Source organism: Pantoea sp. X-Soil-TKNS-1280 (genome assembly GCF_059730475.1).
This window is the reverse complement of the sequence record NZ_AP035962.1, coordinates 3,703,735-3,717,626: the sequence shown is the minus strand read 5'-3', so window position 1 is coordinate 3,717,626 and position 13,892 is coordinate 3,703,735. Positions and strand designations below refer to the sequence as shown.

Genomic DNA, 13,892 nt, shown 5'->3' with positions numbered 1-13,892 from the left:
CCGGATCATCATCCGGCCTTTTTTATGCCCCTTGCTCACCCCTTTCTTATTCAAATTCCCTGATAAAGATCATCATGGTTATCAGCGTTAATCCGGCAACGAATCGGCGTATCTTAAGCTTAAGAAAACGACACTTCGTCAGAGGATTAATCATGAGCAACACCCGCATGCCCGCTCTGTTTCTCGGCCACGGTAGCCCGATGAACGTGCTGGAAGACAACCGCTATACCCAGGCCTGGCAACATTTAGGCGCAACACTACCGCGTCCACGCGCGATTCTGGCGGTATCGGCGCACTGGTACACGCGCGGCACGGCGGTGACGGCGGTGAACAATCCGCGCACCATCCACGACTTCGGCGGTTTTCCGCAGGCGTTGTTTGATGTGCGTTACCCGGCTCCGGGTTCACCGGAACTGGCTCAGGAAGTGGCGGATTTGCTGGCACCGGTGGCGGTGCATCTCGATCAGGAATGGGGATTTGACCACGGCTCATGGGGCGTGCTGGTAAAAATGTATCCTGATGCCGATATCCCGGTGGTACAGCTGAGCGTCGATGGCACCAAACCCGCTGCCTGGCACTTTGAGCTGGGACGTAAACTCGCGGCGTTGCGTGATAGCGGCGTGATGATTGTTGCCAGCGGCAATGTGGTGCATAACCTGCGCATGTTACGCTGGGAAGGCGCAACCGAAGCCTATCCGTGGGCGGAAAGCTTCAACCAGTATGTGCTGGATAACCTGAATTATCAGGGCGATATCGAGAACAATCCGCTGGTGAATTACCTGCAACACGAAGGGGCGAAATTGTCTAACCCGACCCCTGACCATTACCTGCCGTTGCTGTACGTGCTGGGTGCGCGTGGCACAGATGAACCCGTGTCTATCCCGGTGGAAGGGATGGAGATGGGTGCTATCAGCATGCTTTCGGTTCAGGTGGGGTAGCGTTGATGCCGCCCGCAATAGCTGCGGGCGGCAACAGATTACTCAATAAAGGTGTGCGGATAGAAGCGAGACAGATCCTGCGTGATCAGTGCACGATCTTCGCGTATCCCGATCCCGGCAGGTTGATCGTCAATCAGCCAGCTACCAATCAGCGTGTAGCTATCGCCAAATTTCGGCAGTGGATAGAACTCCTGCACAATCATCCCTTCTTCACCATATGGCCCATCGACACGCGCAATTTCCTGACCGTGTTCGATAATGCGGATATTGGCACCTTCACGCGAAAACAGCGGTTTCACCACGTATTTGTCCATCGGTGGCACATTGGCGGCATCGGCAAAGTAAGCGGGCAACAGGTTAGGATGATTTGGGAACATTTCCCACAGCAATGGCAGCAAGGCTTTGTTGGAAATGATGCTTTTCCATGCCGGTTCCAGCCAGCGTACCCCGGCATCTGCCAGCTTGGTGGAGAACACCTCGCGCAGCATAAATTCCCACGGGTAAAGCTTGAACAGGTTACTGATTATCTGATCATTGGGATCCGTAAACTGGCCTTTTTCACCTAAACCGATTTCGTCGATATATAGAAATTCACTCGGTAGACCGGCCTCGCTAGCACAATCCTGCAAATATTGCACTGTGCCGCGATCCTCTTCAGTATCCCGACAACAGGCGAAATGCAGCCAGTTAAAGCCATGCTGCTGATGTAACTCAGCGAAGCGGGCAATCAGCTTCTCCTGCAGGCTATTAAACTGGTCGCTTCCCTGCGGCAGGTTACCCGCATTCTGTTGATCTTCCAGCCAAATCCATTGGAAAAATGCCGCCTCATACAGTGAGGTTGGTGTATCGGCATTATTCTCCAGCAGTTTGATATCGCCTTTGCCGTCCCAGGCCAAATCGAGACGCGAATAGAGCGAGGGCTGGCGTGATTTCCACGAATCACGCACAAAGTCCCAGGTGTGCTTTGGAATGCAGAAGCGGGTGAGTAGTGCTTCACTGCTCACCACTTTATCCACCACCTGGAGGCACATCTGATGCAGCTCCGCAGTGGTATCTTCCAGCTGCTCAATTTGCGCCAGCGTGAACTGGTAATACGCCTCCTCACTCCAGTAAGGTTCGCCATGCATGGTGTGAAACTGAAAACCATACTCGGTGGCCTTTTCGCGCCAGTCCGGGCGCTCGGTGATGGCAATACGTTGCATGATGCTGCTTAACCTCCCAGCGAGCGGGAGCTGGTGCCGGTGGCACTGCTGCGCTGCATGGTATTTTGTTTCGCTACTGTTTCACCAAAGCCGCCACGGGTGATGGTTGACGTGGTGGCGGGTTTTGGTGCCATGGCGGTTTTCGGCACGTTCATGGTACGGCCAGAGGTTGCCGTTCCGTAGTTCTTACCGGATGCATCAACAAACTGGCCATTCGCCGGGCTGTTGGGGGTTTTGGGTGAGAACAACGGCTGCTGCGCAAAACCTGCGCCACCGCCCATCATACGGCCCATCATATAACCGGCCATCAGTGGCATCCAGAAGCTGCCACTTTGCTGGGCTTCGGCATTGGTGCCCGCCTGAGCAGGGGTCTGCTGACACTGGTTTTCACCAAATTCCGCCACACAATCTTCACGCGTCGCATATTTAGGGGCGGTGCGTTCCGCTTCTTTCTTCGCGTTGTTATACGCGGTGGTACATTGTGCGCTCTGGCTCGGATTGGCCTTAGCGCAGTCGTCTGCATTCTGATAAAGCGAGACGGTTTCGTCACTCTGTTCGCAGCCAGCCAGCATAAACACTGCGGTCACCGCGAGTGCCACTGGCGTTAAATGGCGTGCCTGCCAGCTTTTACGGAAAGCGGCATGTCGAATATTTTTAGTCCGTTTCATTTCATTTCATCCTGTGCCCAAAGGTAACGCATAGGATAAGGGGTGAGTGGTTGAAATTAAAGCGACAGGCCGGATGGTGAGGGGATCTTTACGTAGCTATACGTTTGAATGAGAAAGGGGCCGTAAACGGCCCCGAATTCACTTAGTTACTGAACGGATTACCGCTGGTGCGTGCCGCTGCCGGGCGCGCTTTTGCCGCAGCAGGTGCTGCCGAAGACGCTTTCGGACCGTTATCCACGCGCGCAGCCTGCTGCGTGTTTTCCGGCGCAACGGCTTCCGGAGACGTAGAAGTCTCTTTACCCAACTGGGCATTCAACAGTTGCAGATCCTGTTCATTCAACGTACCCAGCGCATATTTGATGTTGAGCTGGTTAATCATGTAGTTATAACGTGCATCAGCCAGTTGCTGTTTAGCGTTATACAGGGTGGTAGTGGCATCCAGCACATCAACGATGGTACGGGTACCAACCTGATAACCGGCTTCCATCGCATCCAGCGAGCTTTGCGATGAGACCACAGCCTGTTTGTAAGCATCGATGCTGCTGATTGAGGCGTTCACGTTGTTAAAGGAAGAACGTACGGTCTGAATCGCGCTGCGATGGGCACTTTCCAGTTGTTCACTGGCGCTGACAAAGCTGTACTGCGCCTGTTTAACCTGTGACGTCACCGAGCCACCGCTGTACAGCGGCAGTGAGAAGCTCAGGCCAACCTGGTTAGAACCCGTGATGGAGTCTGAGGTGCTGGCGCTCTGGTTAGCACGGCTACCACCGTATTTGCTGTTAGACAAACCCGTGGAGGCGGTTAAATCCAGTGTTGGCATATGACCAGTTTCTGCGGAGCGAATCTGCTCGCGTGCCAGATCCTGGCTCAGACGTGCTGATAACAGGCTCAGGTTGCGGCTCTCTGCTTCTTTCAGCAGTGAATTAACGGCATCCGGACGGGTCGTTTTGAAACGATCAATATTCAGTTCCGCCAGAGACAGGTAATCCATACCGGTGATTTGGCGCAATGCCTCAACCATGTTGTCGAGGTTATTACGCGCGGTCACTTCACTGGCCAGCACGCTGTCGTATTGAGCACGGGCGTTCTGCACGTCAGTGATCGCCACCAGGCCTACGTTGAAGCGCTGTGTGGTTTGATCCAGTTCGCGGTAGATCGACTGTTTCTGTGCTTCGGTATAAGAAAGCGTATCAATGGCATTCAGCACATTGAAGTAAGCGGTCGCGGTGTTCAGGATCAGATCCTGCTGGGCAACCTGATAGGTGACATCCTGAATACCGGCAGTTTTTTCCTGCAACGTCAGCGCACGCCATTTCGACATATCGAAAATCGTTTGGGTTAATTGCAGTGATGCGCTGGTCGTGTTGGAATGAAGACCGCTGCTGTCGCGGTAACCGTTGTTATAGGTATAATCTGCGCCAAGACCCAGCTGCGGCAGTAATGGACTGCGTGCTTCATTAATTTTCTCAAAAGCGGCATCGCGATCAGCAGCAGAAGCGCGCAACGTCGGGTTGCTTAAACGCGCCTGTTGATACACCTGCAGCAGGTTCTCTGCCTGGCTGGCAAGGCTGAAACCGCCCAGGCTCAATCCAATAAAAAGTGGGAGCAGTTTTTTCATTTGCATTCCTTTTGTTGCAGCAAATTGCACTGGTAGCGCTGCAGGTAAGCCAAAAAATAATCGCCGATTCTAGCAGAGACGGCGCGACAGATAAGTTGGCTGAACGTGCCTTCTTCCTCTAATTTACGTAAATAATTCAGAAAGAACCACTCGGACGGAGCACAAGGGTTGGCTTTTCTTCGCTCTATCCCAATCTGCATAAGGAGCCAGAAGATGGCTGATGAAAAAAAATCCCCTGTGACTTTCACAAAAAACGATGTAGAAATTATTGCACGCGAAACACTTTACGACGGTTTTTTTTCTATTGTTCGTTATCGTTTTCGTCATCGTCTTTTTAATGGTGAAATGAGCGGCGAAGTACGGCGCGAAGTTTTTGAGCGCGGCCACGCTGCTGTCCTGCTACCCTATGATCCCCTGCGTGATGAAGTTGTGCTGATCGAACAGATCCGCATCCCGGCGCTTGATGCCAGTGCAACGCCCTGGCTGCTGGAAATGGTGGCCGGCATCATCGAACCCGGTGAAACCATCGAACAGGTGGCGCGGCGCGAAGCGGTGGAAGAGGCGGGCCTCAAGGTTGGGCGCACCAAACCGATAGTGAGTTACCTTGCCAGTCCAGGCGGCACCTCAGAGCGCCTGTCGATTCTGGTCGGGGAAGTGGATGCCAGCCAGGCAGAGGGAAATCACGGGCTGGAGGAAGAGAATGAGGATATTCTTGTCCATGTGGTGAGCCGCGAACAGGCCTATCGCTGGGTGGAAGAGGGGATTATCGATAACGCTGCGTCTGTCATCGCCCTGCAATGGCTGGCGTTGCACCATGAGAAACTAAGAGAAGAGTGGAAGCCAACATGAGACAGCGCTATACCCCTGACTTTCCCGAAATGATGCGCCTGTGCGAGACCAATTTCGCTCAGTTACGCCGCCTGCTGCCTAAGGGCGACGAAGCAGGTGCTTCGGTGACCTATCAGGTGAATGGCGCCAGTTATCAGCTGACCATTGAGGAATCAACGCGTTACACTACGCTGGTGGAAATTCGCCAGGTAGCCCCTGCGGTGAGCTACTGGAGTCTGCCGTCGATGTCAGTGCGGCTCTACCATGATGCGATGGTCGCTGAAGTGTGTTCCACACAGCAGATCTATCGTTTTAAAGCGCGCTATGATTATCCTAATAAAAAATTGCATCAGCGCGATGAAAAACATCAGATAAACCAGTTCCTTGCGGATTGGTTACGCTATTGCCTGGCACACGGTGCCGTGGCATTGCCCGTCTGCTGATAGCGTATAATGTGCGCAATAGCGTGGAGATTAAGGAAACGCTTTGGATAGCCTGCTAACTCTTCCTGCGGCGAGTGGGGCCGATATCAGGATTTTACAAATCACGGATACCCATCTTTTCGCAGGAAAACACCAATCGCTGCTTGGGGTGAATACCTGGTCGAGTTTTGATGCAGTGCTGGACGCCATTGAGGCGCAGCAGCGCGATTACGACCTGATTATCGCCACGGGGGATCTTGCTCAGGACCATTCGGTCGAAGCTTATCAGCATTTCGTAACAGGTATTGCACGTCTGCCTAAACCCTGTGTCTGGTTGCCTGGCAACCACGATTTTCAGCCCGCGATGGTCAATACGCTGGCCGAAGCGGGGATTGCGGCGGATAAGCATGTGCTGCTGGGTGAATACTGGCAGCTGGTACTGCTGGATAGTCAGGTCTTTGGCGTTCCGCACGGGATGCTGAGTGAATATCAGCTGGAATGGCTGGAAAAAACGCTGGCTAAATTTCCGGAGCGCCACACGCTGGTGTTACTGCATCACCATCCGCTGGCGTCCGGTTGTACCTGGCTGGATCAGCACAGCCTGCGCAATCCTCATCAGCTGGAAGCGGTGCTGCAAAACTTCCCGCGCGCGCGTAATCTGGTGTGTGGTCATATCCATCAGGAACTGGATCTCGACTGGCATGGCCGTCGCGTACTGGCGACGCCATCAACCTGTGTGCAGTTCAAACCGCACTGTACCAACTTCACCATTGATACGGTGGCGCCAGGCTGGCGCTGGTTTACGCTTAAGCCAGACGGCATGCTGCAAACTGAAGTGAATCGTCTGCAAACTGACGCATTCCGACCTGATCTTGACTCCGAGGGTTACTAAACGATGGCGGCGCTGATTTATCTGCACGGATTCAACAGCTCACCGCAATCGGCAAAAGCCACGCAGCTACAGCAGTGGATGCAGCAACAGCATCCTGCAATCCAGGTGATTGTGCCGCAACTGCCCCCGTTTCCTGCCGATGCGGCCATGGTGCTGGAAGATCTGGTGCTGGAGCATGCGGGTGAAACGTTGGGGTTAGTGGGATCGTCGCTTGGCGGCTATCTGGCGACCTGGTTATCACAATGTTTTATGCTGCCTGCGGTGGTGGTGAATCCCGCCGTACGGCCCTTTGAACTGCTGGTGGATTATCTCGGTGAGAACCGGAATCCCTACACCGGTCAGCAATATGTGTTAGAGTCACGCCACATTTACGATCTGAAAGTAATGCAGATTGACCCTCTGGAAGCACCCGATCTAATCTGGCTGTTGCAACAGACTGGCGATGAAGTTCTCGACTACCGTCAGGCGCTGGATTATTACAGCGCATGTCGTCAGACGGTCGAAGAGGGCGGCAATCATGCTTTTACCGGATTCGAACGCCATTTTACGCAGATTGTTGATTTTCTCGGGTTGAACCACCCCTGACAACTGTGTAGTGTGCCAATTTTCATATTGCTAATCAGACTGTTACGATGAGCCAATCAAGTTATAATGCCGATGCCATTGAGGTCCTGACCGGCCTTGAACCTGTACGTCGTCGTCCTGGCATGTACACCGACACCACACGCCCTAACCATTTGGGCCAGGAAGTGATCGATAACAGCGTCGATGAAGCGCTGGCGGGTCACGCCAAACGGGTTGAAGTGATTCTGCACGCCGACCAGTCACTGGAAGTCATTGATGACGGCCGTGGCATGCCGGTAGATATCCACCCGGAAGAGGGGGTGCCGGCGGTTGAGCTGATCCTTTGCCGTCTGCATGCGGGCGGTAAATTCTCGAATAAAAACTACCAGTTCTCCGGCGGCCTGCACGGCGTGGGCATCTCGGTGGTCAACGCCCTGTCGAAACGTGTTGAAGTTACGGTGCGCCGTAATGGCGAGGTCTACAACATCGCGTTTGAGAACGGCGATAAAGTGCAGGATTTGCACGTTACCGGTACGGTAGCGAAGCGCAACACCGGGACCAGCGTACACTTCTGGCCGGATGAGAGTTTCTTCGACAGCCCACGCTTTTCCGTTTCCCGTCTGAGCCACCTGCTGAAAGCCAAAGCAGTGCTGTGCCCTGGGGTGGAAATCGTCTTTAAAGACCAGGTCAACAATACCGAGCAGAGCTGGTGTTACCAGGACGGTCTGACGGACTATCTGTGCGAAGCGGTTAACGGGCTGCCGACGCTGCCGGAAAAACCCTTTGTTGGCAGCTTTGCCGGTGAAGTGGAAGCGGTTGACTGGGCGCTGCTGTGGCTGCCGGAAGGCGGCGAGCTGCTGACGGAAAGCTACGTCAACCTGATCCCGACCATGCAGGGCGGTACGCACGTTAACGGCTTACGTCAGGGTCTGCTGGATGCGATGCGTGAATTCTGCGAATTCCGCAATATCCTGCCACGTGGGGTGAAACTCTCGGCGGAAGATATCTGGGATCGTTGCGCGTATGTGCTGTCGGTAAAAATGCAGGATCCGCAATTCGCCGGACAGACCAAAGAGCGCCTGTCATCACGACAGTGTGCTGCCTTTGTTTCGGCAGTGGTGAAAGATGCTTTCAGCCTGTGGCTGAACCAGAACGTGCAGGCCGCAGAACAACTGGCGGAACTGGCGATCTCCAGTGCACAGCGTCGTATGCGTGCGGCGAAAAAAGTGGTGCGTAAAAAACTCACCAGCGGACCGGCGCTGCCGGGCAAACTGGCGGACTGCACCGCGCAGGACCTGAATAAAACCGAACTGTTCCTCGTGGAAGGTGACTCCGCAGGCGGATCGGCCAAACAGGCGCGCGATCGTGAGTATCAGGCGATCATGCCGCTGAAAGGTAAGATCCTGAATACCTGGGAAGTCTCCTCGGATGAAGTGTTGGCTTCGCAGGAAGTGCATGATATCTCGGTCGCGATCGGTATCGATCCCGACAGCGACGATCTCAGCCAACTGCGTTACGGTAAGATCTGTATCCTGGCGGATGCGGACTCCGATGGTCTGCACATTGCCACGCTGCTGTGCGCGTTATTTGTGAAGCATTTCCGCTCGCTGGTGAAAAACGGCCACGTTTATGTGGCGATGCCGCCGCTTTATCGTATCGATCTCGGCAAAGAGGTGTATTACGCCCTGGATGAAGACGAGAAAGAGGGCGTGCTGGAGCAGCTGAAGCGTAAAAAAGGCAAGCCGAACGTGCAGCGCTTCAAAGGTTTGGGTGAAATGAACCCGCTACAGCTGCGCGAAACCACACTCGATCCCAACACCCGCCGCCTGGTGCAGCTCACCGTCAGCGATGACGATGTGGAGCAAACCCTGCGCGTGATGGATATGTTGCTGGCGAAGAAACGATCTGAAGACCGCCGTAACTGGTTGCAGGAAAAAGGCGATTTAGCCGACATCGAAGTTTAAGAAATCAGGGCGCTGCGGCGCCCTTTTTTATCGGCACCGCTATAGGAAGCAAACAGTGAAGATCACGCTGGAAGAGTTACGCGCCTGGGTGACGGTGGTGGATACCGGTTCGATCACCAGCGCCGCCGAACAGCTGGAACAAACCAGTTCCGGCATCAGTCGGGCGCTCACCCGTCTTGAGAGCAAACTCGCTACCACCTTGCTGCATCGCACCACACGCCGCCTGGCGCTGACAGAGGAAGGACAAATCTTCCTCGAACACGCCCGTCAGATTCTGGCATCGGTGGAGCTGGCAGAAGAACAGATTATCCAGCGACGTGATATTCCTGCCGGACGTTTACGCGTCAACGCTGCGGCTCCCTTTATGCTGCATGTGATTGTGCCGCTGGTGGACGAATTTCGTCAGCGTTTCCCACAAATCCAGCTGGAGCTGAACACCGACGATATCGTGATTGATCTGCTGGAGCAGCAAACCGACATTGCTATCCGCGTGGGTGAGCTACGTGATTCCTCGCTGCGTGCCAGGGTGCTGGGTAGCAGCGCTATCCGGCTACTGGCCAGCCCGGCTTATCTGGCAAAGCATGGCGAGCCGGAGACGGTAGCCAGTTTGCAGCAGCATCAGCTGCTGGGGTTTAGCCAGCTTGAGGCTCACAACGTCTGGCCGGTCTGGCAACAGGAAGGGGTGTTTTTGCGTGTCAAGCCAACGCTGGCGGCATCGAGTGGCGAAACCCTGCGTCAGCTGGCGTTGGCGGGTCAGGGCATTGTACGTCTGTCGGATTTTGTCAGCCGCGAGGATCGTGCCAGTGGCAGGCTGGTGCAGATTCTGGCAGCAGAAACCCGCGAGTTACGTTTACCGATTCACGCGGTGTATTACCGCAATCAATCACTGGCTTCGCGTATCCGCTGTTTTCTGGATTTTTTGCGGGAAAAAATTGAGCAAAATGGCTTGCTATAAGCACCTGTAGCGGCGCGATTTATCGCGCAATCTTTTGGGCGCGAGAACCAACCCCGCGCGATAAATCGCGCCGCTACGGGTGATATGATTATTTAGCCGCTTCCAGTACCAGAATCTTCACATCCACCACGTCATCTTTAATGATGGCGCGGTGTGCATCCATATGCGGCATCTGCTGATGTTGTTCCAGATGGCGCAGCGATTCCCATTGCTCCAGCATAAAAATCGAGTCCGGGGAGTTATGCTTCCACGGCACCTGCGCCTGGTGGTCCACCAGCGCATCGTATTGATGGCAACCTTCTTCCTGCAACACGGTGGGGATCAGGCGGTTAATCGCTTCCAGTACCGCCGCACGGCGTCCCGGTTTGATACAGATTTCAGCAACCACAGTCAGCATGAGATGTCCTTTTTTTACCGTTGTGCTTACAGTTAAGCAAAAATTTGGCTGAGATGAGTCCGATAACGTTCGATATCACGCGGCACGTCCGGTTGCTTAATCACATCATTACAAATAAAAGTCGGCAACCCGGTCATACCGAGGAATTGGTTGGCTTTATGGAAATGCAGATACAGGCCGTCAACCCCCACACCTTCAAAGAATTGCTCAGGATCGGTGAAGGCCTCCAGCGGCGCATTCCAGGTCAGCGACAGCATATATTTTTTGCCCTGAATCAGGCCACCAGAACCGTATTTTTTGCTGGCGTCGGCGCGGCTACGACCGTCGCTGGCATAGAGTGAGCCATGGCCTTCAGTAAACACGTCATCGATATACTTTTTCACTGTCCAGGGTTCGCCCATCCACCAGCCCGGCATCTGATAAATCACCACATCGCTGGCGAGATATTTTTCTACTTCGTCGGCAACCACATAGTTGCTGTCCGCCACGGTGACGCTAACGTCATGGCCCAAATCGCGCAGCAGGCTGGCTGCCACCTCGGTTAGCGTATGGTTCAGCTCGCCTTTCGAATGGGCGAAGGTTTTACCACCATCAATAATTAAAATTTTGCTCATGCTACATGCGCTCCATGTGAGAAATTTACGCTCACTCTACGCGCGCGCCCGATGGGGAAAAATGTGTTTTGGATCACAAGACTTTTGCTTTTAACGCAATAATGCGTCAGCGTGTGGAACAATCTGCAAGCAAACACTACACAGAGAAGAAAAATGAAAACCATGTTATTCAGCGCGTTACTTCTGGTCAGCGGCGTCGCCCAGGCGCAATCCCATCTCGATCAGGTACGTGAAAGCAAAACCCTTAAAGTCTGCACCACCGGGGATTACAAACCTTATAGTTATCTGCGCAGTGACGGGCAGTATGAAGGGCTGGACATCAGCATGGCAGAATCACTGGCGGAGAGCCTGGGTGCTAAAGTGCAATGGGTGCCCACCACCTGGAAAACCTTGAGCGAGGATTTTGTCGCGCGGAATTGCGACATCGCGCTGGGTGGCGTGTCGGTTACGCTGAAACGCCAGCAAATTGCCTGGTTCGCGAAGCCGCTGGGTGTGGATGGCAAAATCCCGCTGGTACGCTGTACCGACAAAGCGAAGTATCAAACCATCGACCAAATTAACCAGCCGCAGGTACGCGTGATTGAGCCGGCGGGCGGCACCAATGAAGCTTTTGTGCATAGCCATCTGCCTAATGCTTCGCTGACGTTGTTCCACGATAACGTCACCATTTTCCAGCAGCTGGTGGATAAAAAAGCGGATGTGATGATTACCGACGCGTCAGAAGCGTTGTTCCAGCAGAAGCACTATCCACAGCTGTGTGCGCTCAATCCGGAACAACCGATGCAGTACGGTGAGAAGGCGTATATGATCCCGCGCGATGATATGAGCTGGAAACAGTACGTTGATCAGTGGCTGCATCTCAGCACCGCCACCGGTGATTATGCGCGTATCGCAGAGCAGTGGCTGGGTGTGATCAAATAACCCAATTGCACCCGTAGCGGCGCGATTTACCGCGCGCCCTGGCCCTTAAAACCAGTGCGATAAATCGCGCCGCTACGCCGAACGTCATCCCGCAATTAACGATACAAACTGGCTTTGCCCAGTCCGCCAAACAGGTTCATTTTGTAGCGAATCACCCCTTTTGCGGCAGCGATGGCATCCGGGTAGATCACATTCGGGTCCCACCAGGTTTCCCGGGCCAGAATCTCGCGTACTTTCTGGAAGTAGGCGAATTTCATATCGCTGGAAATATTAATTTTCCCCACCCCCAGCGTCACCGCTTCGGCAATCTCGGCATCCGGGTTAGCGGAACCACCATGCAGCACCAAAGGAATGGTCACACGTTGCGAAATATCCTTGAGAATGTGCATCTGCAATTCTGGCTTCATATTTTTGGGATAGATGCCGTGCGCGGTGCCAATCGCCACTGCCAGGGTATCCACACCGGTGCGCTGGACAAAATCCTCCGCCTGCGCCGGTTCGGTGTAGATCACCTTGCTGACGCCCCCCTCCACCGTGGTACCGGTATCGCCGATAGTACCCAATTCACCTTCGACGGATACGCCAACCGCATGTGCCAGCTTCACCACTTCTTTGGTCAGCGCGACGTTCTCTTCATAGGGCAGCAGCGAACCATCAATCATGACCGAGGTAAAGCCGCACTGGATGGCGCGCAGCACCTGAGCGATGGAGGCTCCGTGATCAAGGTGAAGGGTGAAAGGCACTTTGCTTTTCAGCGTACGTTCCCGCACGTAGCCAAAAAACTCATCGGTGACAAACTCCAGTTCACTGGGGTGGATCGAGATGATGGCTGGCGTGTTTGTCGCCTCAGCTTCCTCCACCACGGCGCGAATAAAGCAGCTATCCGCGACGTTAAAAGCGCCGATGGCAAAACGGTGTTCACGGGTAGGTGCCAACATCTCTTTCATAGAAATCAACATGTTATGTTTTCCTTCAGGTGATGTTTAGTCAGGGCCGACGGCAACGCCGACCCGATGATGAATAAAATTGGGAAAATCTGTGATTTATCGCGCGGGTGTCAGGCTTTACCCGCCGAACCCGACCAGCTCAGGTACTCGGCCACCACTTCGCGGCAGGCGGATTCCATCAGCCCGAGTAAATCCGCCAGCTCGGCGTGTGGATGCTGCTTCATCGCCTGCTGCAACGCGTGCTTACCGGCATCAAACACCGCAGCACCGACGTTAATCTTGGCGACGCCAAACTGGCTGACGCGGCGTAAATCCCCGGCGGGTGTGCCCGAGCCACCATGCAGCGCCAGCGGCAGTGGCGAGACGGCGTGCAGCTCCTGCAAGCGCTGGAAATCAATTTTCGGCTGCACGCCAGCCGGATACAGCCCATGGGCCGTACCCACCGATACCGCCAGAAGATCGATCCCGGTTTGCTCAACGAACGGCAGCACATCTGCCACCTGGGTCATCTTTACGGCGGCATCGGCCAGTTCATAGGTCGGGGCATCGGCGATATGCCCCAGCTCGCCTTCAACGCACACGCCAGCGGTATGCGCCATCTTCACCACCTGCGCGGTTTGACGAATGTTCTCCGCCAGTGGCTCGGACGATGCATCGATCATCAGGCCGGTAAACCCGGCGCGAAATGCCTGGCCAATCAGCGGAAAGGCTTTGCCGTGGTCAAGGGCCAGTGCCACCGGCACCATGGCATCTGTTGCCAGCGCCCGTACCAGCGGCACCGCCACGGGGGGAGGGAAATGTGCGCTATGCCCCTGATACACATTGAGGATCAGCGGAGCGCGCTGCTGTTCGGCGGCCTGAATAGCGGCGCGCGTGGTCTCAAGGTTAAAGCAGTTGATCGCCAGCACTGCGTACTGCTGCTGTGCTGCTGCCTGAATCAGGTCATTCATCATGGCAAACAT

15 protein-coding genes are annotated in these 13,892 nt (G+C 54.5%); 8 read left to right on the top strand and 7 right to left on the bottom strand.

All coding sequences use genetic code 11. The features are described from left to right. The first annotated feature begins 152 nt into the window (after positions 1-152). Entirely contained in the window at positions 153-938 is a 786-nt protein-coding gene (gene ygiD, locus AC6I8X_RS17165) for a 4,5-DOPA-extradiol-dioxygenase (RefSeq protein WP_497840173.1), read from the top strand. 38 nt (positions 939-976) lie between these two features. Here ygiD and AC6I8X_RS17160 read toward each other — a convergent pair whose 3' ends face one another. The 3 genes from AC6I8X_RS17160 to tolC form a co-directional block, all read right to left on the bottom strand. Further along, on the bottom strand, positions 977-2,140 hold the full coding sequence (locus AC6I8X_RS17160; protein ID WP_313685531.1) for a glutathionylspermidine synthase family protein: 1,164 nt from the start codon (positions 2,138-2,140) through the stop codon (positions 977-979). An 8-nt stretch (positions 2,141-2,148) separates the two neighbouring features. After that, the gene (locus tag AC6I8X_RS17155; protein ID WP_299459511.1) at positions 2,149-2,808 is read right to left on the bottom strand and encodes a DUF1190 family protein; all 660 of its coding nucleotides are present in this window, start codon (positions 2,806-2,808) and stop codon (positions 2,149-2,151) included. Between the two features lie 142 nt (positions 2,809-2,950). Continuing rightward, a complete protein-coding gene (tolC, locus tag AC6I8X_RS17150; protein ID WP_313685527.1) occupies positions 2,951-4,426 on the bottom strand; it encodes an outer membrane channel protein TolC in 1,476 nt (491 codons plus the stop codon). A 213-nt stretch (positions 4,427-4,639) separates the two neighbouring features. Between tolC and nudF the strand changes: the two genes are divergently transcribed. From nudF to AC6I8X_RS17120, 6 genes are read left to right on the top strand one after another with little or no spacing between them, the layout of a single operon-like run. Further along, positions 4,640-5,275, top strand: coding sequence for an ADP-ribose diphosphatase (gene nudF, locus AC6I8X_RS17145; protein ID WP_299459517.1), 636 nt, complete (start codon positions 4,640-4,642; stop codon positions 5,273-5,275). Further along, positions 5,272-5,697, top strand: a complete 426-nt coding sequence (locus AC6I8X_RS17140; RefSeq protein ID WP_084876855.1) for a DUF1249 family protein — start codon at positions 5,272-5,274, stop codon at positions 5,695-5,697. The genes nudF and AC6I8X_RS17140 overlap by 4 nt, the downstream gene beginning before the upstream one ends. Before the next feature lie 43 nt (positions 5,698-5,740). After that, a complete protein-coding gene (cpdA, locus tag AC6I8X_RS17135; protein WP_299459522.1) occupies positions 5,741-6,568 on the top strand; it encodes a 3',5'-cyclic-AMP phosphodiesterase in 828 nt (275 codons plus the stop codon). 3 nt (positions 6,569-6,571) lie between these two features. Continuing rightward, positions 6,572-7,153 (top strand): esterase YqiA, encoded by a 582-nt coding sequence (yqiA, locus tag AC6I8X_RS17130; protein WP_299459524.1) that lies wholly within the window; start codon positions 6,572-6,574, stop codon positions 7,151-7,153. 47 nt (positions 7,154-7,200) lie between these two features. Then, positions 7,201-9,096, top strand: a complete 1,896-nt coding sequence (parE, locus tag AC6I8X_RS17125; RefSeq protein ID WP_299459526.1) for a DNA topoisomerase IV subunit B — start codon at positions 7,201-7,203, stop codon at positions 9,094-9,096. 55 nt (positions 9,097-9,151) lie between these two features. Beyond that, positions 9,152-10,051 (top strand): LysR substrate-binding domain-containing protein, encoded by a 900-nt coding sequence (locus AC6I8X_RS17120; RefSeq protein WP_497840172.1) that lies wholly within the window; start codon positions 9,152-9,154, stop codon positions 10,049-10,051. A gap of 88 nt (positions 10,052-10,139) precedes the next feature. Here AC6I8X_RS17120 and AC6I8X_RS17115 read toward each other — a convergent pair whose 3' ends face one another. Both AC6I8X_RS17115 and AC6I8X_RS17110 read right to left on the bottom strand, forming a co-directional pair. Further along, positions 10,140-10,448: a putative quinol monooxygenase gene (locus tag AC6I8X_RS17115; RefSeq protein WP_299459532.1), complete on the bottom strand. Its 309-nt coding sequence runs from the start codon at positions 10,446-10,448 to the stop codon at positions 10,140-10,142. A 32-nt stretch (positions 10,449-10,480) separates the two neighbouring features. Beyond that, positions 10,481-11,062: an NAD(P)H-dependent oxidoreductase gene (locus tag AC6I8X_RS17110; protein ID WP_313685878.1), complete on the bottom strand. Its 582-nt coding sequence runs from the start codon at positions 11,060-11,062 to the stop codon at positions 10,481-10,483. 153 nt (positions 11,063-11,215) lie between these two features. On the opposite strand from AC6I8X_RS17110, the gene AC6I8X_RS17105 reads away from it, so the two are divergent. Continuing rightward, the gene (locus AC6I8X_RS17105; RefSeq protein ID WP_497840171.1) at positions 11,216-11,983 is read left to right on the top strand and encodes a transporter substrate-binding domain-containing protein; all 768 of its coding nucleotides are present in this window, start codon (positions 11,216-11,218) and stop codon (positions 11,981-11,983) included. 95 nt (positions 11,984-12,078) lie between these two features. Here AC6I8X_RS17105 and AC6I8X_RS17100 read toward each other — a convergent pair whose 3' ends face one another. Then, positions 12,079-12,942 carry a ketose-bisphosphate aldolase gene (locus tag AC6I8X_RS17100; RefSeq protein WP_313685882.1) on the bottom strand — a complete coding sequence of 288 codons (864 nt, stop codon included), beginning with the start codon at positions 12,940-12,942 and terminating at the stop codon, positions 12,079-12,081. A gap of 98 nt (positions 12,943-13,040) precedes the next feature. Beyond that, entirely contained in the window at positions 13,041-13,892 is an 852-nt protein-coding gene (locus AC6I8X_RS17095; protein ID WP_497840170.1) for a class II fructose-bisphosphate aldolase, read from the bottom strand.

Excerpts from the sequence above, each read along its gene's own strand:
- ygiD (WP_497840173.1), top strand. The coding sequence starts at position 153 with ATGAGCAACACCCGCATGCCCGCTCTGTTTCTCGGCCACGGTAGCCCG.
- AC6I8X_RS17160 (WP_313685531.1), bottom strand. The coding sequence starts at position 2,140 with ATGCAACGTATTGCCATCACCGAGCGCCCGGACTGGCGCGAAAAGGCC.
- AC6I8X_RS17155 (WP_299459511.1), bottom strand. The coding sequence starts at position 2,808 with ATGAAACGGACTAAAAATATTCGACATGCCGCTTTCCGTAAAAGCTGG.
- tolC (WP_313685527.1), bottom strand. The coding sequence starts at position 4,426 with ATGAAAAAACTGCTCCCACTTTTTATTGGATTGAGCCTGGGCGGTTTC.
- nudF (WP_299459517.1), top strand. The coding sequence starts at position 4,640 with ATGGCTGATGAAAAAAAATCCCCTGTGACTTTCACAAAAAACGATGTA.
- AC6I8X_RS17140 (WP_084876855.1), top strand. The coding sequence starts at position 5,272 with ATGAGACAGCGCTATACCCCTGACTTTCCCGAAATGATGCGCCTGTGC.
- yqiA (WP_299459524.1), top strand. The coding sequence starts at position 6,572 with ATGGCGGCGCTGATTTATCTGCACGGATTCAACAGCTCACCGCAATCG.
- parE (WP_299459526.1), top strand. The coding sequence starts at position 7,201 with ATGAGCCAATCAAGTTATAATGCCGATGCCATTGAGGTCCTGACCGGC.
- AC6I8X_RS17115 (WP_299459532.1), bottom strand. The coding sequence starts at position 10,448 with ATGCTGACTGTGGTTGCTGAAATCTGTATCAAACCGGGACGCCGTGCG.
- AC6I8X_RS17110 (WP_313685878.1), bottom strand. The coding sequence starts at position 11,062 with ATGAGCAAAATTTTAATTATTGATGGTGGTAAAACCTTCGCCCATTCG.
- AC6I8X_RS17105 (WP_497840171.1), top strand. The coding sequence starts at position 11,216 with ATGAAAACCATGTTATTCAGCGCGTTACTTCTGGTCAGCGGCGTCGCC.
- AC6I8X_RS17100 (WP_313685882.1), bottom strand. The coding sequence starts at position 12,942 with ATGTTGATTTCTATGAAAGAGATGTTGGCACCTACCCGTGAACACCGT.
- AC6I8X_RS17095 (WP_497840170.1), bottom strand. The coding sequence starts at position 13,892 with ATGTTTGCCATGATGAATGACCTGATTCAGGCAGCAGCACAGCAGCAG.